Annotated in this window: 14 protein-coding genes and 1 pseudogene; 9 read left to right on the top strand and 6 right to left on the bottom strand. The window is 59.0% G+C overall.

Annotation, left to right across the window (positions count from 1 at the left end; translation table 11 throughout):
* Positions 1 to 14: 14 nt before the first annotated feature.
* Positions 15 to 1,721, bottom strand: a complete 1,707-nt coding sequence (locus ACA070_RS07315; protein WP_497450618.1) for a ShlB/FhaC/HecB family hemolysin secretion/activation protein — start codon at positions 1,719 to 1,721, stop codon at positions 15 to 17.
* 200 nt (positions 1,722 to 1,921) lie between these two features.
* Between ACA070_RS07315 and ACA070_RS07310 the strand changes: the two genes are divergently transcribed.
* The 3 genes from ACA070_RS07310 (at position 1,922) to ACA070_RS07300 (ending at position 3,653) form a co-directional block, all read left to right on the top strand.
* Complete coding sequence (locus ACA070_RS07310; protein WP_497450617.1) at positions 1,922 to 2,197, top strand: hypothetical protein; 276 nt, start codon at positions 1,922 to 1,924, stop codon at positions 2,195 to 2,197.
* A gap of 259 nt (positions 2,198 to 2,456) precedes the next feature.
* Positions 2,457 to 3,041: a papain-like cysteine protease family protein gene (locus tag ACA070_RS07305; protein ID WP_497450616.1), complete on the top strand. Its 585-nt coding sequence runs from the start codon at positions 2,457 to 2,459 to the stop codon at positions 3,039 to 3,041.
* A gap of 12 nt (positions 3,042 to 3,053) precedes the next feature.
* Positions 3,054 to 3,653, top strand: coding sequence for a hypothetical protein (locus tag ACA070_RS07300; protein WP_497394836.1), 600 nt, complete (start codon positions 3,054 to 3,056; stop codon positions 3,651 to 3,653).
* A gap of 224 nt (positions 3,654 to 3,877) precedes the next feature.
* Here ACA070_RS07300 and ACA070_RS07295 read toward each other — a convergent pair whose 3' ends face one another.
* The gene (locus ACA070_RS07295) at positions 3,878 to 5,224 is read right to left on the bottom strand and encodes a DEAD/DEAH box helicase (RefSeq protein ID WP_497450615.1); all 1,347 of its coding nucleotides are present in this window, start codon (positions 5,222 to 5,224) and stop codon (positions 3,878 to 3,880) included.
* Between the two features lie 193 nt (positions 5,225 to 5,417).
* Between ACA070_RS07295 and ACA070_RS07290 the strand changes: the two genes are divergently transcribed.
* Entirely contained in the window at positions 5,418 to 6,716 is a 1,299-nt protein-coding gene (locus tag ACA070_RS07290; protein ID WP_497450614.1) for a mechanosensitive ion channel family protein, read from the top strand.
* Positions 6,717 to 6,825: 109 nt separating this feature from the next.
* Here the strand turns inward: ACA070_RS07290 and ACA070_RS07285 are convergent, their stop codons facing one another.
* From ACA070_RS07285 to ACA070_RS07275, 3 genes are all read right to left on the bottom strand, one after another.
* Positions 6,826 to 7,692: a carboxylate/amino acid/amine transporter gene (locus tag ACA070_RS07285; RefSeq protein WP_497450613.1), complete on the bottom strand. Its 867-nt coding sequence runs from the start codon at positions 7,690 to 7,692 to the stop codon at positions 6,826 to 6,828.
* 332 nt (positions 7,693 to 8,024) lie between these two features.
* Complete coding sequence (locus tag ACA070_RS07280; protein WP_497450612.1) at positions 8,025 to 8,624, bottom strand: FMN-dependent NADH-azoreductase; 600 nt, start codon at positions 8,622 to 8,624, stop codon at positions 8,025 to 8,027.
* A 236-nt stretch (positions 8,625 to 8,860) separates the two neighbouring features.
* Positions 8,861 to 9,175, bottom strand: a complete 315-nt coding sequence (locus ACA070_RS07275) for a 3-phosphoglycerate kinase (protein ID WP_497450611.1) — start codon at positions 9,173 to 9,175, stop codon at positions 8,861 to 8,863.
* Between the two features lie 49 nt (positions 9,176 to 9,224).
* On the opposite strand from ACA070_RS07275, the gene ACA070_RS07270 reads away from it, so the two are divergent.
* From ACA070_RS07270 to aqpZ, 5 genes and pseudogenes are all read left to right on the top strand, one after another.
* On the top strand, positions 9,225 to 10,148 hold the full coding sequence (locus ACA070_RS07270) for a PA3225 family LysR-type transcriptional regulator (RefSeq protein WP_131060451.1): 924 nt from the start codon (positions 9,225 to 9,227) through the stop codon (positions 10,146 to 10,148).
* A 14-nt stretch (positions 10,149 to 10,162) separates the two neighbouring features.
* A pseudogene (locus ACA070_RS07265) lies at positions 10,163 to 10,968 on the top strand (alpha/beta fold hydrolase).
* 3 nt (positions 10,969 to 10,971) lie between these two features.
* The gene (locus tag ACA070_RS07260) at positions 10,972 to 11,532 is read left to right on the top strand and encodes a peptidylprolyl isomerase (RefSeq protein ID WP_497450610.1); all 561 of its coding nucleotides are present in this window, start codon (positions 10,972 to 10,974) and stop codon (positions 11,530 to 11,532) included.
* Positions 11,533 to 11,617: 85 nt separating this feature from the next.
* Entirely contained in the window at positions 11,618 to 13,450 is a 1,833-nt protein-coding gene (locus tag ACA070_RS07255) for an ABC transporter ATP-binding protein (RefSeq protein WP_497450609.1), read from the top strand.
* A gap of 345 nt (positions 13,451 to 13,795) precedes the next feature.
* Positions 13,796 to 14,491, top strand: a complete 696-nt coding sequence (aqpZ, locus tag ACA070_RS07250) for an aquaporin Z (protein WP_497450608.1) — start codon at positions 13,796 to 13,798, stop codon at positions 14,489 to 14,491.
* Between the two features lie 15 nt (positions 14,492 to 14,506).
* On the opposite strand, the gene ACA070_RS07245 is transcribed toward aqpZ, so the two are convergent.
* Positions 14,507 to 15,631 (bottom strand): GNAT family N-acetyltransferase, encoded by a 1,125-nt coding sequence (locus ACA070_RS07245; RefSeq protein WP_497450607.1) that lies wholly within the window; start codon positions 15,629 to 15,631, stop codon positions 14,507 to 14,509.
* Positions 15,632 to 15,656: the final 25 nt, after the last annotated feature.

The following is a 15,656-nucleotide window of genomic DNA, read 5'->3' as shown; positions in this document are numbered from 1 at the left end:
TCGATGCAACGAAGTTAGAGGAAGAAATCCATGCGGAAATAGATCGGCGCTTCGCGCTCGGTCAGGGTGTCCGGACGTTCGAGGGAATGAGCAAAGGTCACGCTGGCGGCGAGGTGCTGACCGCGAGCAAACACCTCCACCGAGTTGCTGGACAGGCGCCCGTGCTGATCGCCGTTGTAGCGATCGCCACGGATCACACCCTGGTCGTAACCGAGGCTGGTGCCGTATTCGGCGAACACCGGGCGCAGCCATTCCAGCGATATCGGACGGCTCCAGCGCAGGTCGTTGCGCCAGTAACCGCCGCTGTCACCGGACAAGGATTGATCCTTGTAGCCACGGATCGACGACTGCCCGCCGAGGCTGGTGCGCTGCGGGCTGAACAGCACGTCTTCACTGCGCTGGCCGGTCATCAGGCTGCTGAAACTGAACGACTCGCCCCACAGCTTGAACGGTTGCAGGTAGCTCGCGGTGGCGGTGTATTTGCGGTAGCGCGCATCCGGTTCGCCGGGCCCCGGGTGACCGTTGCCCTGGGCATCGAACGCGCCGATGCCTTGCTGCATGCCGAGGTCAAGGTTGACGAAGGCACTGCCGACTCGCCGACCGTGGTTGATGCCGAACTGCGCTTCGCTGATGCGGTTGCTGCTCAGTTTGAGTTTGCTGTCTTCGATGAAGTTATTGGTGCGCAGGTACGAGAGGCCGGTGCTGAGGGAGGTCTTGCTCACGGCATCGCGATGGATCACCCGCTCGGCGCGCAACTGATGGTTTTCGCTGTCGCCGGTCTGCTTGAAGTTGAAGCCGTTGGCTTGCGCCTGCGAGCGGTACTCACTCTGGCTGTAGGTGTAATTGAAGTTCCACCAGCCCAACGGCAAGTTGTAATTGAGCAGCGCGTTATTGGAGGTGTGCTGATGATCGGTCATCGCATCGTGACCGCCGCGCAGATTCAACTGATCCGCCAAACCCAGCGGACTGTCCCAGTCAAACGTGGTGCCCCACTGCTGCTCGCCAGTACTGCGCTGGCCATCGTTGCTGCGGGACAACCCGGCACGCCACGGCTTTTGCGGCGAGTTCTTGACCAGCACTTCGCTGCCGCCGACGTTCTTGCCCGGCGCCAATTCCATCTGCGCCTGATTCGATGGCAAACGGTTGAGCTGATCGACCAGTTGCTCGATTTCCCGCAGATTGACCAGCTCGCCAGTCTTGCCGGGAAAAGCCATGCCCAACTCACGATCCGACAGCTTGCTGCCCTCCGCGCCCTTCAAGCCTTCGAGCTTGCCTTCGACCACCAGCACCTTCAAATGCCCACCGGACAAATCCTGCTGCGGCAAATAGGCACGGCTGGTGACCAGGCCTTTTTCGATGTAGTGATCGGTGATGACTTTTAGCAGTTCATTGAGCTGCGTGACGCCCAGGCATTGGCCGATGTAAGGCTTGAGCAGCCGGTTTTTCTCACTCTCGGAGAGGCTGTCGGCGCCTTTGAGTTCGATGTCTTTGATGGGGAAGCAACGGGCGTCCGCAGGCGCTGTCGGTGCGGCGGGTTTGACTTCCTTGCCGGGTAATTCCTTGAGCTCTTCGAGACGCCGACGCTGCTCTTCGAGCAGGCGATCCTGGCGTTCACGGATGAGGTCGGTTTCCCCAGGGGTAGGGGCAGCGTAAGCAAGATTTAGCGGAGAAAGGCACAGCAAAGCCAGGCACAACCTCGCCGCGAGGGCGGCTGGGTACATGATCGATCCCTCGAACTGAAGACTAGTAGCACAATAGTGGCGCGATACTAATGTGCCATCATTCTGACGTCAATTCATGGATCCAAGCGAGTTGCAAAGGCGACGAACGGTAATTCAGCCCTACTAAAGGATGATGAGTGAACTTTCATAACCCAGCGGCCTCAACCGATTAACCGCCCGACACGGAACCGAGGCTCACGATGAAAACCCTGCTCAAATATGCCCTCGCCGCCACCCTCACCAGCGCCCTCCCCGCCTGGGCCTGCACCCCCGAGGAAGCCACCGCCAAGCGCGAACAACTGGCCAAGGAAGTGACCAGGCTCACGGAACAGAATCCGGCCAAGGCCAAAGAGATCAATGCCGAGTTGCAGAAGATGGATCTGGGCACCGCCAGCGCGGATTTGCCCGACAAATGCCAGTTGATTGATCAGCGGTTGAAAGAGCTGAAGACGGCGGATAAAAAAGCCGAGAGTTGAAAACAGGGATTGCAGTCTCCGGTCATTCCTACCCAAGAATGACGGTTCCTCCGGCGCTGCCAAAAGCGCCGATCTTTCGTTCTGGAATTTGCACTAGTGCATTTAGTTATTTGCACAAACGCATAAACCACCTAAGGTTACCTCGAGCCCGGATCGGAGCCGGCCATCCAGCATGGCAAACCGCACACGCCGATCGCTCAGTTACACCGCTACAGACCCACTAGCTGGACGCTAGTTTTCACTCATGGAGGATTGAAAAATGTTAACCACTGAAGCAACGCAATTCACCGGCGAGACACTACCAAGGTGCCTGACCGGTCATCTGCTCAACCCGCAACTGTCCGATGTCAAATCAGCTGCACCACTCAGTGCACTGGCTGCTGCCAGCCTGAACTTCACGATGCAGAAACAAACCCAGACCAACTGGTGTTGGGCAGCCGTTTCCGCCTCGGTCGGCAACTATTACGGCACCGGGGCCTGGACCCAATGTGGCGTGGCCACCGCTGCGCTGGACCGCAATTGCTGCAATCAACCGGGGCCGTGCAACGTGTATGGCTATCTGGATTCAGCCCTGACGATTACTCGCAGTTTCAACGGCATGAACCAGGGTTCGCTGCAGATGACGGCCATCCAGAACCAGATCAACATGGGCAGACCGATCGGTTTGCGTTGTGCCTGGTACGGTGGCGGTGCGCACTTCCTGACGATCTATGGCACCAACGGTAATTACGTGCTGGTTGCGGACTCGATCTACGGCTACTCAACCCGCGCGTTGAACTCGTTCCCCGGTTCTTACAACGGCGGCGGCAGCTGGACCAACACTTACTTCACCGTTAAAAACTAGGAGGGCGACATCATGCAACTGACTTATCCAAAGGCGCCTTCCAACGGCGTGCAGACATTGCGTCCGGCGCTTCAAGCCGCCCTGCAAACCCAAGGCTTCGGCGTCAATCGCCAGTTTGCCGCCGCCACGCCCGGCAAGATCAGCGTCAGCGAGGCTTACCGTGGTTACTCGCTCAGCCTCGAGGACGTGAGCCAGGGCAAAGGCCTGAAAGACGCCAAGGTCGGCGATTGGCATTACCTGGTGTTTTCCGATGGCGTGACGATTGCCGATGCGCAACTGGCTGATGTCCGTGGCCATGTCGAGTTCTCTTCGCTAAACCACGGGGCCATGGCGGCCGCTACGGTCGGTGCGTTGAAACTGGCGGAACAGTCGCCGCAACTGCAGGGTAAAACCGTTGAACTGCGGGTGTTGTTTGTTTCGGCATTGCACTTGGTGGCGATCTGGCTGCATGCAGATGATAGCGACGTGCTGATCCCGATTGAGCCGACCCCCAGGGAACTGGCGGTCACTCAGTTGTACAGCGAAACCGCGCTGCTCGCCCTGCTCAAACCGAAGGCTGATCAAGCCAAGCAACGCTTTGATGCGGACACCCGTGGACTGTTGGGGAGCTGACAAACGCTGGACGTAAAAAAACCCGGACATTGTCCGGGTTTTTTATTGGATCGCTATGGCTAATACCCGTCAGTCAGGCGTGACGCTGATCTGTGGCGAGGGAGCTTGCTCCCGCTGGACTGCGCAGCAGTCCCGTCTTTTCAGGGCCGCTTCGCGACCCAGCGGGAGCAAGCTCCCTCGCCACAGGTTTTGTGCTCGCCGCACCTTAACTGACTGACAGCGCTTTATTCAGCAGCCGGCGCTTCCGGCTTGCGGCGCTTGAGCGGCGCCATGCCGTCCTTGCTGACCAGCGACAGGGCGTCGGTTTTCGGGCGGTTGGCGATTTTGCGTTTGGTCGGAGCCTTGGCGCCGGTTTTCTTTTTCTCGCCCTTGGCGTCAACTTTTTTCTTCTTCACACCAACGGCTTTGCCCGAGGCCTTGACCTTTTTCGGTCCGCCGTAGGTGCCTTTGACTTCCTTGATGGTGCGGCGCTCGAAGCTCTGCTTGAGGTAGCGTTCGACGCTCGACATCAGGTTCCAGTCGCCGTGGCAGATCAGCGAGATGGCCAGGCCATCGTTGCCGGCACGGCCGGTACGACCAATACGGTGAACGTATTCGTCGCCGCTGCGCGGCATGTCGAAGTTGATCACCAGGTCCAGACCTTCCACGTCGAGGCCGCGAGCGGCAACGTCGGTGGCGACGAGGATTTTCACGCCACCCTGCTTCAGGCGATCGATCGCCAGTTTGCGGTCTTTCTGGTCTTTGTCGCCGTGCAGCACGAACGCTTTGTATTCCTGCGCCACAAGACGGCCGTAAATGCGGTCGGCCATGGCCCGGGTGTTGGTGAACACGATGGCCTTCTGATAGGTCTCGTTGGCCAGGAGCCAGTTCACGATCTGTTCTTTGTGCTGATTGTGGTCAGCGGTGATGATCTGCTGACGGGTGGTCGCATTCAGATCGCTGACGTTGTTCAGCTGCAAGTGTTCCGGGTTGTTCAGAACCTTGGCGACCATCTCGCGCAAGCCCGAACCACCGGTGGTGGCCGAGAACAGCATGGTCTGTTGGCGGTTGGTGCACTCTTCCACCAGACGCTGGACGTCTTCGGCAAAACCCATGTCGAGCATGCGGTCGGCTTCGTCGAGGACCAGCACTTCGACTTCTTTGAGGTCGAGGTTGCCGGCGTTCAGTTGCTCGATCATCCGGCCCGGCGTACCGATCAGGATGTCCGGCACCTTGCGCAGCATGGCGGCCTGGACCTTGAAGTCTTCACCGCCGGTGATCAGGCCGGACTTGATGAACGTGAACTGCGCAAAGCGCTCGACTTCCTTGATGGTCTGCTGGGCCAGTTCGCGGGTTGGCAGCAGGATCAGGGTCTTGATGCTGACGCGGACTTTAGCCGGGCCGATCAAACGGTTGAGGATCGGCAAAACGAATGCAGCGGTTTTGCCGCTGCCGGTTTGCGCTGTCACCCGCAGGTCACGCCCTTGGAGCGCCAGCGGAATAGCCGCTGCTTGCACAGGCGTTGGCTCGACAAATTTAAGCTCGGCCACGGCTTTGAGCAGGCGTTCGTGCAGGGCGAATTGGGAAAACACGGGTGCTACCTCGAAGAAATACAAAAAAACAGCTGCATAGGGTAACGGTTTCGAGCGCCGAGGCCGAGTTTCTTTATGCAAACGGCGGTAAACAGTGGCTTTTTTGTTGCCTGATTTGTCTCAAAACGTCATGCAAAGCGTCTTAGATGCTCTAATCGCCCCGTCGCGTCCTACAGAAGAACCGTTTTCGCCCATGGATATCAAACAGCTCTGGCTCAACGCCCAAGACCTCTGGGGTGCCCTCGATCAGCACCCGCTCCTGCATTCCACCCTGGCGCTGATCCTGCTGCTGCTAGTGGCGCTGGTCCTCGGACGAGTGGCGCGTTACCTCATTATTCACGCGACCAAAATGCTTGGCCGCCAACCGGCCTTGCACTGGATCAACGACTTTCGGCATAACAAGGTCTTCCATCGCCTGGCGCAAATGACGCCGTCGCTGGTGATCCAGTTCGGCCTGCACCTGGTGCCGGAGCTGAGCAAGACCAGCCTGATTTTCCTCGGCAACGTCGCGCTCGCGTTCACCATTCTGTTCCTGGTGCTTTCGGTCAGCGCTTTGCTCAGCGCGCTGCTGGACATCTACGCACGCACCGAACACGCCCGCACCCGCTCGATCAAAGGCTACGTGCAGCTGGCGAAAATGGTCTTGTACGTGTTTGGCGCGATCATCATTGTCGCCACACTGATCGACCGCTCGCCGCTGTTGCTGCTGTCGGGCCTGGGTGCGATGTCGGCGGTGATTCTGTTGGTTTACAAGGACACGTTGCTGTCGTTCGTTGCCAGCGTGCAGCTGACCAGTAATGACATGCTGCGGGTTGGCGACTGGATCGAGATGCCGCAAGTGGGTGCCGATGGTGACGTGGTCGACATCACCCTGCACACGGTGAAGGTGCAAAACTTCGACAAGACCATCGTTTCGATACCGACCTGGCGCCTGATGTCCGAGTCGTTCAAGAACTGGCGCGGCATGCAGCAGTCCGGCGGAAGACGGATCAAGCGTAGCCTGTTCATCGATGCCAGCGGCGTGCGATTCATTCGTGATGACGAAGAGCAGAAGTTGAGCCAGGTGCATCTGCTGACCGATTACATCAGCCGCAAACAGGCCGAACTCAAGGCCTGGAACGAGGCTCAGGGCAACGTCGCGGCGATGTCGGCCAACCGGCGGCGGATGACTAATATCGGGACGTTCCGGGCCTATGCGCTGGCGTATCTGAAGAGTCACCCCGAGGTCCAGCCGAACATGACCTGCATGGTCCGCCAGATGCAAACCACCGCGCAGGGCATTCCGCTGGAAATCTACTGCTTCACCCGCACCACGGCGTGGGCGGATTACGAGCGGATTCAGGGGGATATTTTCGATTACTTGCTGGCGGTGCTGCCGGAGTTTGGGTTGAGCCTGTATCAGCAGCCGAGTGGCGGGGATTTAAGGGCCGGGCTATTGCCGGCAATGTTGGGCGCGAGCCACATTCCAGAACCCGAAAAACACATCATGTAACACCACTTTCCCCTGTAGGAGCGAGGCTTGCCCGCGAAGAGGGAGTGTCAGTCGACATCATTGCTTTATGACACACCGCCTTCGCGGGCAAGCCTCGCTCCTACAGGGTTTAGTGTGCGATTGCAGTTTTGCGTACACCCAACCGACTGATCCACACCGCCATCAGAATCACCGATCCGCCAAAGAACAACCGCCCCAGCTCCTCATGCTGATTCCAGATCAACAGATTGATCAGCAACCCCACCGGCACATGCAGGTTGTTCATCACCGCCAGCGTCCCGCCATTCACCAGGCAGGCGCCCTTGTTCCACCAATACAACCCCAACGCAGTCGAGACCAGGCCGAGGAACACCAGCACGCCCCATTGCAACGGCGCTTCCGGCAGAAAATTCTGTTTGCCGAACATCAGGAACGCCGGCAATGCCACCGCCAGTGCTCCCAGATAGAAGTAGCCAAATCGTCGGTAATGCGGAAGATCACTCGGATGGCGAGCCACCAGATGCTTATAAAGTACCTGCCCGGCGGCATAGGTGAAGTTGGCCAGTTGCAGCAGCAGGAAACCCATGAAGAAATCCGGGTTGATCCGGTCGTAGCGAATCACCGCCGCGCCCATCACCGCCACCAATGCTGCGACCAATGCCCATGGATTGAAGCGCCGGTTCAGCGCGTCTTCGATCAGGGTCACGTGCAGCGGTGTGAGGATGGTGAACAGCAACACCTCCGGCACGGTCAGTACCCGAAAGCTCAGGTACAGACAAACGTAGGTCACGCCGAACTGCAACGCGCCGATCAGCAGCATGCCGCGCATGAACGCCGGCTCGACCGAACGCCAGCGAGTCAGCGGAATAAACACCAACCCAGCTAGCAGCACACGCACCAGCACCGCGAAGTAACTGTCGACATGACCGGCCAGGTATTCGCCGATCAGGCTGAAGGAAAACGCCTGGATCAGCGTGACAAAAAGTAGATAGCCCATGCTCGCCTCGTTTCGAATGGCGGCGACGATAGCGGTTTTTGCCTGTTATCGCGAGAACACACAGATCCCTGTGGGAGCGAGCCTGCTCGCGATGGAGTGTCAGTCGACACCACGTTGCCTGACACTCCATCGCGAGCAGGCTCGCTCCCACAGTGGACTTGCGGTGCGCCTACCAAATCCCAGGCAAAAAAAAGCCCGATCTCGCTAAAGCGTTCAATCGGGCAACAGCACTCAGGAGCAACAAGTGCAAAGGGAGGTTCGATGCGCGTAAAGCCTTGAAGGGGTTGCGCCAGGCCACTTGAACATCAAGGGATTATCTGGCGATTAAAGCGTCAAGCCACTTGGGAAAGCCTGGCGTTGGCCTGGTTCAAGCCTTTCTCCTGGAAGTCACCGCCCAGGTTCATGCCTTCGGCGTGAATAAAGGTCACGTCGTGGATCCCGATGAAACCCATCACCTGACGCAGGTACGGTTCCTGGTGATCGGCCGTGCTGCCGGCGTAGATCCCGCCGCGAGCGGTCAGCACGTAGGCACGCTTGCCGCTGAGCAAACCTTGCGGGCCGGTGGCGGTGTACTTGAAGGTCACGCCCGCACGCAGCACGTGGTCGAGCCAGGCTTTAAGAGTGCTCGGGATGGCGAAGTTGTACATCGGCGCAGCCATGACCAAGACATCGGCAGCCAGCAGTTCATCGGTCAATTGGTTGGAGCGTTCCAGGGATATCTGTTCGATGTCGCTGCGCTGTTCGGCAGGTTTCATCCAGCCGCCCAGCAGATTGATGTCCAGGTGCGGCACCGGGTTGACGGCAAGGTCACGCACGGTGATCTGGTCGTTCGGGTGCGCGGCTTTCCACTGACTGATGAAGGTCTGGGTCAACTGGCGGGAAACCGAGTCTTGCTGACGGGCGCTGCTTTCGATGATCAGAACGCGTGACATGGGATGTAGGCTCCATCTGAGAATGCTGTAAGGCGATGGAGTGAAGGTTAAACAGAGTCAAATCGATGAAAAAGCGCAAATAACTGCTATAACCCATCAATAAATTCGTTTATAAACTGAGCGAACTCTGCACCTGTAGGAGCGAGGCTTGCCCGCGAAGGGGCCGTGTCATTCAACATCTATGTCGACTGGCACACCGCCTTCGCGGGCAAGCCTCGCTCCTACAGGGCTTTATGTCATTTGGGGGTACAGGTCAGGTTGATTCGCATCTTGATAATGGTGCGGGTGAATTTGGCGGTGGCATTTTTGTGTTTGCCGGCGGCCACTTCGATAGAGCGGGTGCGCGGCGCTTCCGGGCCATTGTTGAAAACCACCTTACAGATCGCATCGGTGTCGCCGTAGTTGTTGACCTGAATGGAGGCTATGTCGTTATCCGTGTCGTAGGCGTTGTAATCGATGCGCAAGCCATTCAGCTGCTTTGTGACATCAATCGGATAAGCAAACGCCGTCAACGGCAACATCGCCAGCAACACGCAACAGAATTTTTTCATTCAGCAGTCTCCAATAAGGACTGCCAGCTTAGGACAAGAGGAGCTATTCATGAAAGCGCCCCGTGTGACCCTTGATCAATGGCGAACCTTACAAGCCGTGGTCGACCACGGCGGTTTCGCCCAGGCCGCCGAAGCGCTGCACCGCTCGCAATCGTCGGTGAGCTACACCGTCGCGCGTATGCAGGACCAACTCGGCGTGCCGCTGTTGCGCATCGACGGCCGCAAAGCGGTGCTGACCGAAGCCGGCGGCGTGTTGTTGCGCCGCTCGCGGCAACTGGTGAAGCAGGCCAGCCAACTCGAAGACCTGGCCCACCACATGGAGCAAGGCTGGGAAGCGGAGGTGCGGCTGGTGGTCGATGCGGCTTACCCAAGCGCCCGTCTCGTCCGCGCGTTGACTGCATTCATGCCGCAGAGCCGTGGCTGCCGGGTGCGTCTGCGCGAAGAAGTGTTGTCGGGTGTGGAGGAAGTCCTGCTTGAAGGCGTGGCCGACCTGGCGATCACCGGTTTCAGTATTCCGGGCTATCTGGGTGCGGAGTTGAGTGACGTCGAATTCGTCGCCGTTGCCCACCCTGAACACCCGCTGCATCGCCTGAACCGCGAACTGAACTTCCAGGATCTGGAAACTCAGATGCAGGTGGTGATCCGCGACTCCGGTCGCCAGCAACCACGAGACGTCGGCTGGCTCGGCGCCGAACAGCGCTGGACCGTCGGCAGCCTGGCCACTGCGGCGACTTTCGTCAGCAGCGGCCTGGGTTTCGCCTGGCTGCCCCGGCACATGATTGAACGCGAACTCAGGGAAGGCACGCTCAAGCTGCTACCGTTGGACCAGGGTGGCAGCCGCAACCCGAGTTTCTATCTGTATTCGAACAAGGACAAACCCCTGGGCCCGGCGACGCAAATCCTGATCGAACTGCTGCGCACCTTCGACACCGCGCCGCTGGATGCGCCATTCGCCGCCCCTGAACAAGCCTGACATGGAGTATCCGCATGGCCTATTTCGAACATGAAGGTTGCAACCTGCACTATGAGGAATACGGCCACGGCACGCCGTTGCTGCTGGTTCACGGGCTGGGTTCCAGCACTCTGGACTGGGAAAAACAGATCCCGACGCTGTCCGCCGGATACCGCGTGATCGTTCCGGATGTGCGCGGTCACGGTCGCTCCGACAAACCCCGGGAGCGTTACAGCATTGCCGGGTTCAGCGCTGACCTGGTCGCGCTGATGGAACACCTGAACCTCGGCCCGACGCATTACGTGGGCTTGTCCATGGGCGGCATGATCGGTTTTCAGCTAGCGGTGGATCAGCCGCAGATGCTCAAAAGCCTGTGCATCGTTAACAGCGCGCCCGAGGTCAAACTGCGCAGCCGCGACGATTATTGGCAGTGGTTCAAGCGCTGGAGCCTGATGCGTGCCCTCAGTCTGGGCACCATCGGCAAGGCCCTGGGCGCCAAGCTGTTCCCCAACCCCGAACAAGCTGATTTGCGCCAAAAGATGGCCGAGCGCTGGGCAAAAAACGACAAACGTGCTTATCTCGCCAGCTTCGATGCCATCGTTGGCTGGGGGGTTCAGGAACGACTTTCGAAGGTCGCCTGTCCAACCCTCATCGTCAGCGCCGACCGCGATTACACGCCGGTCTCGCTGAAGGAAACCTACGTAAAACTGCTACCCGATGCGCGGCTGGTGGTGATCGCCGATTCGCGCCACGCCACCCCGCTGGATCAACCCGAACGCTTCAACCAAACCCTGCTCGAGTTTCTCACCGCAGTCGACACCACCTCACTCAGGATCACTGACCCATGCTGAAAAAAATCGCCCTCGTCGCCGGCTCCGTTCTGTTTGCCGCCAACCTGATGGCCGCAACGCCCGTCGCCAAAGCGCCGCACGTGTTGCTGGAAACCACCAACGGTCAGATCGAAATTGAACTGGACCCGGTCAAGGCGCCGATCAGTACCAAGAATTTCCTTGAGTACGTCAACAGCGGCTTCTACAACAACACGATTTTCCACCGTGTGATTCCTGGGTTCATGGTCCAGGGCGGTGGTTTCACGCAACAAATGCAGCAAAAAGAAACCAAGGCTGCGATCAAGAACGAATCCAAGAACGGCTTGCATAACGTGCGTGGCACGCTGTCCATGGCCCGGACCTCCAATCCTGATTCGGCCACCAGCCAGTTCTTCATCAACGTCAAAGACAACGACTTCCTCGACCAGGGCGATGGCTATGCCGTGTTCGGTAAAGTCGTCAAAGGCATGGACGTGGTAGACGTCATCGTCAACTCCCAGACCACCACCAAAAGCGGCATGAAAGACGTGCCGGCCGACCCTGTGTTCATCAAGTCAGCCAAAGTGATCGACTAATCTGCACAGGAGTGCTTGAGCGGCTGCCGGTATCCGGCGCCGCTCATATCGTTTAAAGGAGAGCCCGCGCGCGGGCGGAGAACTGATGCTTTATCGCCGTTTTGAACAACTGATCGACGTCTTCCGTGACGCCCCGACGGCGGCTCCGCCCGACCGTGTTTTCCCCTTCTATACCTATTACCTGAAGCAGGTCTGGCCGAGTTTCGCTGCCCTGCTGACTGTCGGCCTGTTCGGCGCGCTGATCGAAGTCGCGCTGTTCAGCTACCTGAGCCGCATCATCGACCTGGCCCAGGGCACGCCGAACGTCAATTTCTTCAAGGAACACGGCGTCGAATTGGCCTGGATGGCCGTGGTGGCGCTGATCCTGCGCCCGGTGTTTGTGGGCTTGCATGACCTGCTGGTGCACCAGACCCTGAGCCCCAGCATGACCAGCATGATCCGCTGGCAGAACCACAGTTACGTGCTCAAACAGAGCTTGAATTTCTTCCAGAACGACTTCGCCGGGCGCATCGCCCAGCGCATCATGCAGACCGGCAACTCGTTGCGCGATTCGGCCGTGCAAGCGGTGGACGCGCTGTGGCACGTGCTGATCTACGCGATCAGTTCCCTGGTGCTGTTCGCCGAAGCCGACTGGCGCCTGATGATCCCGCTGCTGAGCTGGATCGCCGCGTACATCGGTGCGCTCTGCTACTTCGTGCCACGGGTCAAGGAGCGCTCGGTGGTGTCCTCGGATGCCCGCTCCAAACTCATGGGTCGCATTGTCGACGGCTACACCAACATCACCACGCTGAAGCTGTTCGCCCACACTAATTTCGAACAGCAATACGCCAAGGAAGCCATCGAAGAACAGACGGTGAAAGCCCAACTGGCCGGCCGCGTGGTCACCAGCATGGACGTGGTCATTACCAGCATGAACGGCTTGCTGATCGTCACCACCACCGGCCTGGCCCTGTGGCTGTGGACGCAGTCACTCATCAGCGTGGGCGCGATTGCTCTGGCTACAGGCTTGGTGATCCGCATCGTCAACATGTCCGGCTGGATCATGTGGGTGGTCACCGGCATCTTCGAAAACATCGGCATGGTCCAGGATGGTTTGCAGACCATTTCGCAACCGGTCAGCGTCACTGATCGCGATCAGGCCAAACCCCTGACCGTGGCCCGTGGCGAAGTGCGCTTCGAGCACGTGGATTTTCACTACGGCAAGAAGAGCGGGATCATTGGCGACCTCAACCTGACGATCAAGCCCGGTGAAAAAATCGGCTTGATCGGGCCGTCCGGCGCCGGCAAATCGACCCTGGTCAACCTGCTGCTGCGCCTCTATGACGTGCAGGGCGGGAGAATCCTCATCGATGGGCAGAACATCGCCGAAGTCGGCCAGGAAAGCTTGCGCGAGCGCATCGGCATGATCACCCAGGACACCTCGCTGCTGCACCGCTCGATCCGTGAGAATTTGCTTTACGGCAGGCCCGACGCCACCGATGCCGAGCTATGGGAAGCGGTGCACAAGGCCCGCGCCGATGAGTTCATTCCGTTGCTGTCGGACGCTGAAGGCCGTACCGGTTTCGATGCGCATGTGGGTGAACGCGGGGTGAAACTCTCCGGCGGCCAGCGTCAGCGGATTGCGATTGCTCGCGTACTGCTCAAAGACGCACCGATCCTGATCATGGACGAGGCGACCTCGGCACTGGACTCGGAAGTCGAGGCGGCGATTCAGGAAAGTCTCGAAACCCTGATGCAGGGCAAAACCGTGATCGCCATCGCCCACCGACTTTCGACCATCGCCCGGATGGATCGGCTGGTGGTGCTGGAAAAAGGCAAGATCGCCGAAACCGGCACCCACGCCGAACTGCTGGCCCATGGTGGGTTGTATGCGCGGCTGTGGCAGCACCAGACGGGTGGGTTTGTCGGTATCGACTGAATTTATCAGCCGCCGAGGCCCTTGTAGCAGCTGGCGCAGCCTGCGTCCGGCTGCGCAGCAGTCGTTAATCCAGCAGATGCGTTTTACCTGAAACACCGCACCGTATGATTCTACGACTGCTGCGCAGCCGGACGCAGGCTGCGCCAGCTGCTACATAGACTTCCTTCATCATCTAAAAACCACCACAGCCTGCTAACCACAGGCCCTGGCGGTTTTTTTGTGGCCGCTGGAAATCCGCAAAAACCCTGCTGTACTCAGCCAAGGTTCTAGAGATGAGCCTGCCGTAAGCCTGCAGGATGCATCACGGGATACGGTCTCGATAGGTCGATTAAAAAGGACGCTCTCATGTCTCTGTTCAAACGTTCAGCCACTGAGTTGCTAGGTACGTTCTGGCTGGTGCTGGGAGGTTGCGGCAGTGCGGTGCTCGCCGCGTCTTCTCCCCTTGGGATCGGGGTGTTGGGTGTGTCCATCGCGTTTGGTCTCACCGTGTTGACCATGGCGTTCGCCATTGGCCATATTTCCGGTTGTCACCTCAACCCTGCCGTCTCTGTCGGCCTGTGCGTCGGCGGCCGGTTTCCGGCCCGGGAATTGCCCGCGTACATCTTCGCCCAGGTGATTGGCGGCATTATCGCCGCCGCGTTGATCTACTACATCGCCAGCGGCAAAGAAGGCTTCGATCTCTCCGCCGGCCTGGCCTCCAACGGCTACGGCGAACACTCCCCCGGCAAATACTCAATGGCCGCAGGCTTTGTCTGCGAACTGGTGATGACCGCGATGTTCGTGCTGATCATCCTCGGCGCCACCGACAAACGCGCGCCTGCCGGGCTGGCACCGATTGCCATCGGCCTGGCGTTGACGCTGATTCACTTGATCTCCATTCCCGTCACCAACACTTCGGTCAACCCGGCCCGTAGCACCGGTCCGGCATTGATAGTCGGTGGCTGGGCCATCGCGCAGTTGTGGATGTTCTGGGTGGCACCGCTACTTGGCGCGGTGATTGGCGGTGTGACTTATCGCTGGCTGGGCAAGGAAGGCACTTGATGCCACGAGCGAGGATCATGCTTGCCGATAAGGCAACGCGGTCCTCGCTTCTTCGGCATAGGCCAGCACACCAAGACGCTCCTGTTGCAGGAAGTCTTTGACCGCCGCTTTCAGTCCGGGATGACGCAGGTAATGCCAGGAATGTGTGATCACCGGTTCGAATCCGCGAATCAGCTTGTGTTCACCTTGGGCGCCGGCATCAAAACGCTGGAAGCCATGGGCAATCGCATAGTCCATGCCCTGGTAGAAACAGGTCTCGAAATGCAGACGGTCAAACTCCGCCAGGCAGCCCCAGTAACGCCCATAAAAACTGTCACCGCCCACCAGGCTGAAGGCCATGGCCACGGGTCGAGAACCTTGCTTGGCCAGCACCACGCGAATCGATTCGGGCATGCGCTCGGCCAGCAGACTGAAAAATTCCCGCGTCAGGTACGGCGCTTGCCGACGCACCGCGTAGGTATTGGCGTAACAGGCATAGACGAAATCCCACTGCGCCTGATCCAGTTCCCTGCCTTCCAGCCATTCGAACTCAATGCCCTGCCCCGCCACTTGCTCGCGCTCTTTGCGCATCTGCTTGCGTTTGCGCGAACTGAGAACGTCGAGGAAGTCCTGAAAATCCCGATAACCGCGATTCTGCCAGTGGTACTGACAGCCAATCCGCTGCAACCAGCCGGGTTGTTCGGCTAATGCGGCGTCGGTGAAAGGGTCCGTGAAGTTGATGTGAGCGCTGGAGAGTTCCTCGATCTCAAGGTAACCCGGCAGGCTCTTCAGTAGCTCGAAACCGTCCTCGACACTCCGCGCCAGTAACCGCGGCCCGCTGACCGGGCTGAACGGCACGGCGGTCAACAGCTTGGGGTAATAATCGATGCCGGCACGCTCACAGGCATCGGCCCAGGCGTGATCGAACACATACTCGCCGTAGGAATGCCACTTGCGGTAACTGGGCAGCGCGGCGATCAGGCGCCCCTCTTCGATGTGCAACAGGTGCTCGGGTTGCCAGCCGGAATGGGGGCCGAGACTGCCGCTGTCTTCCAGTGAGCTTAAGAAGGCATGGCGCAGGAACGGCTGATTGTCCGGCACCAGGGCATCCCACGTGTGCGGACCAATATCGGACAGGCTTTCCAGACGTTGCAGCGGCATCGACACCCTCTCTACTTCTTCGCGT

This window comes from Pseudomonas sp. LBUM1678, assembly GCF_059695575.1.
This window is presented reverse-complemented; position numbering and strand designations above follow the sequence as displayed.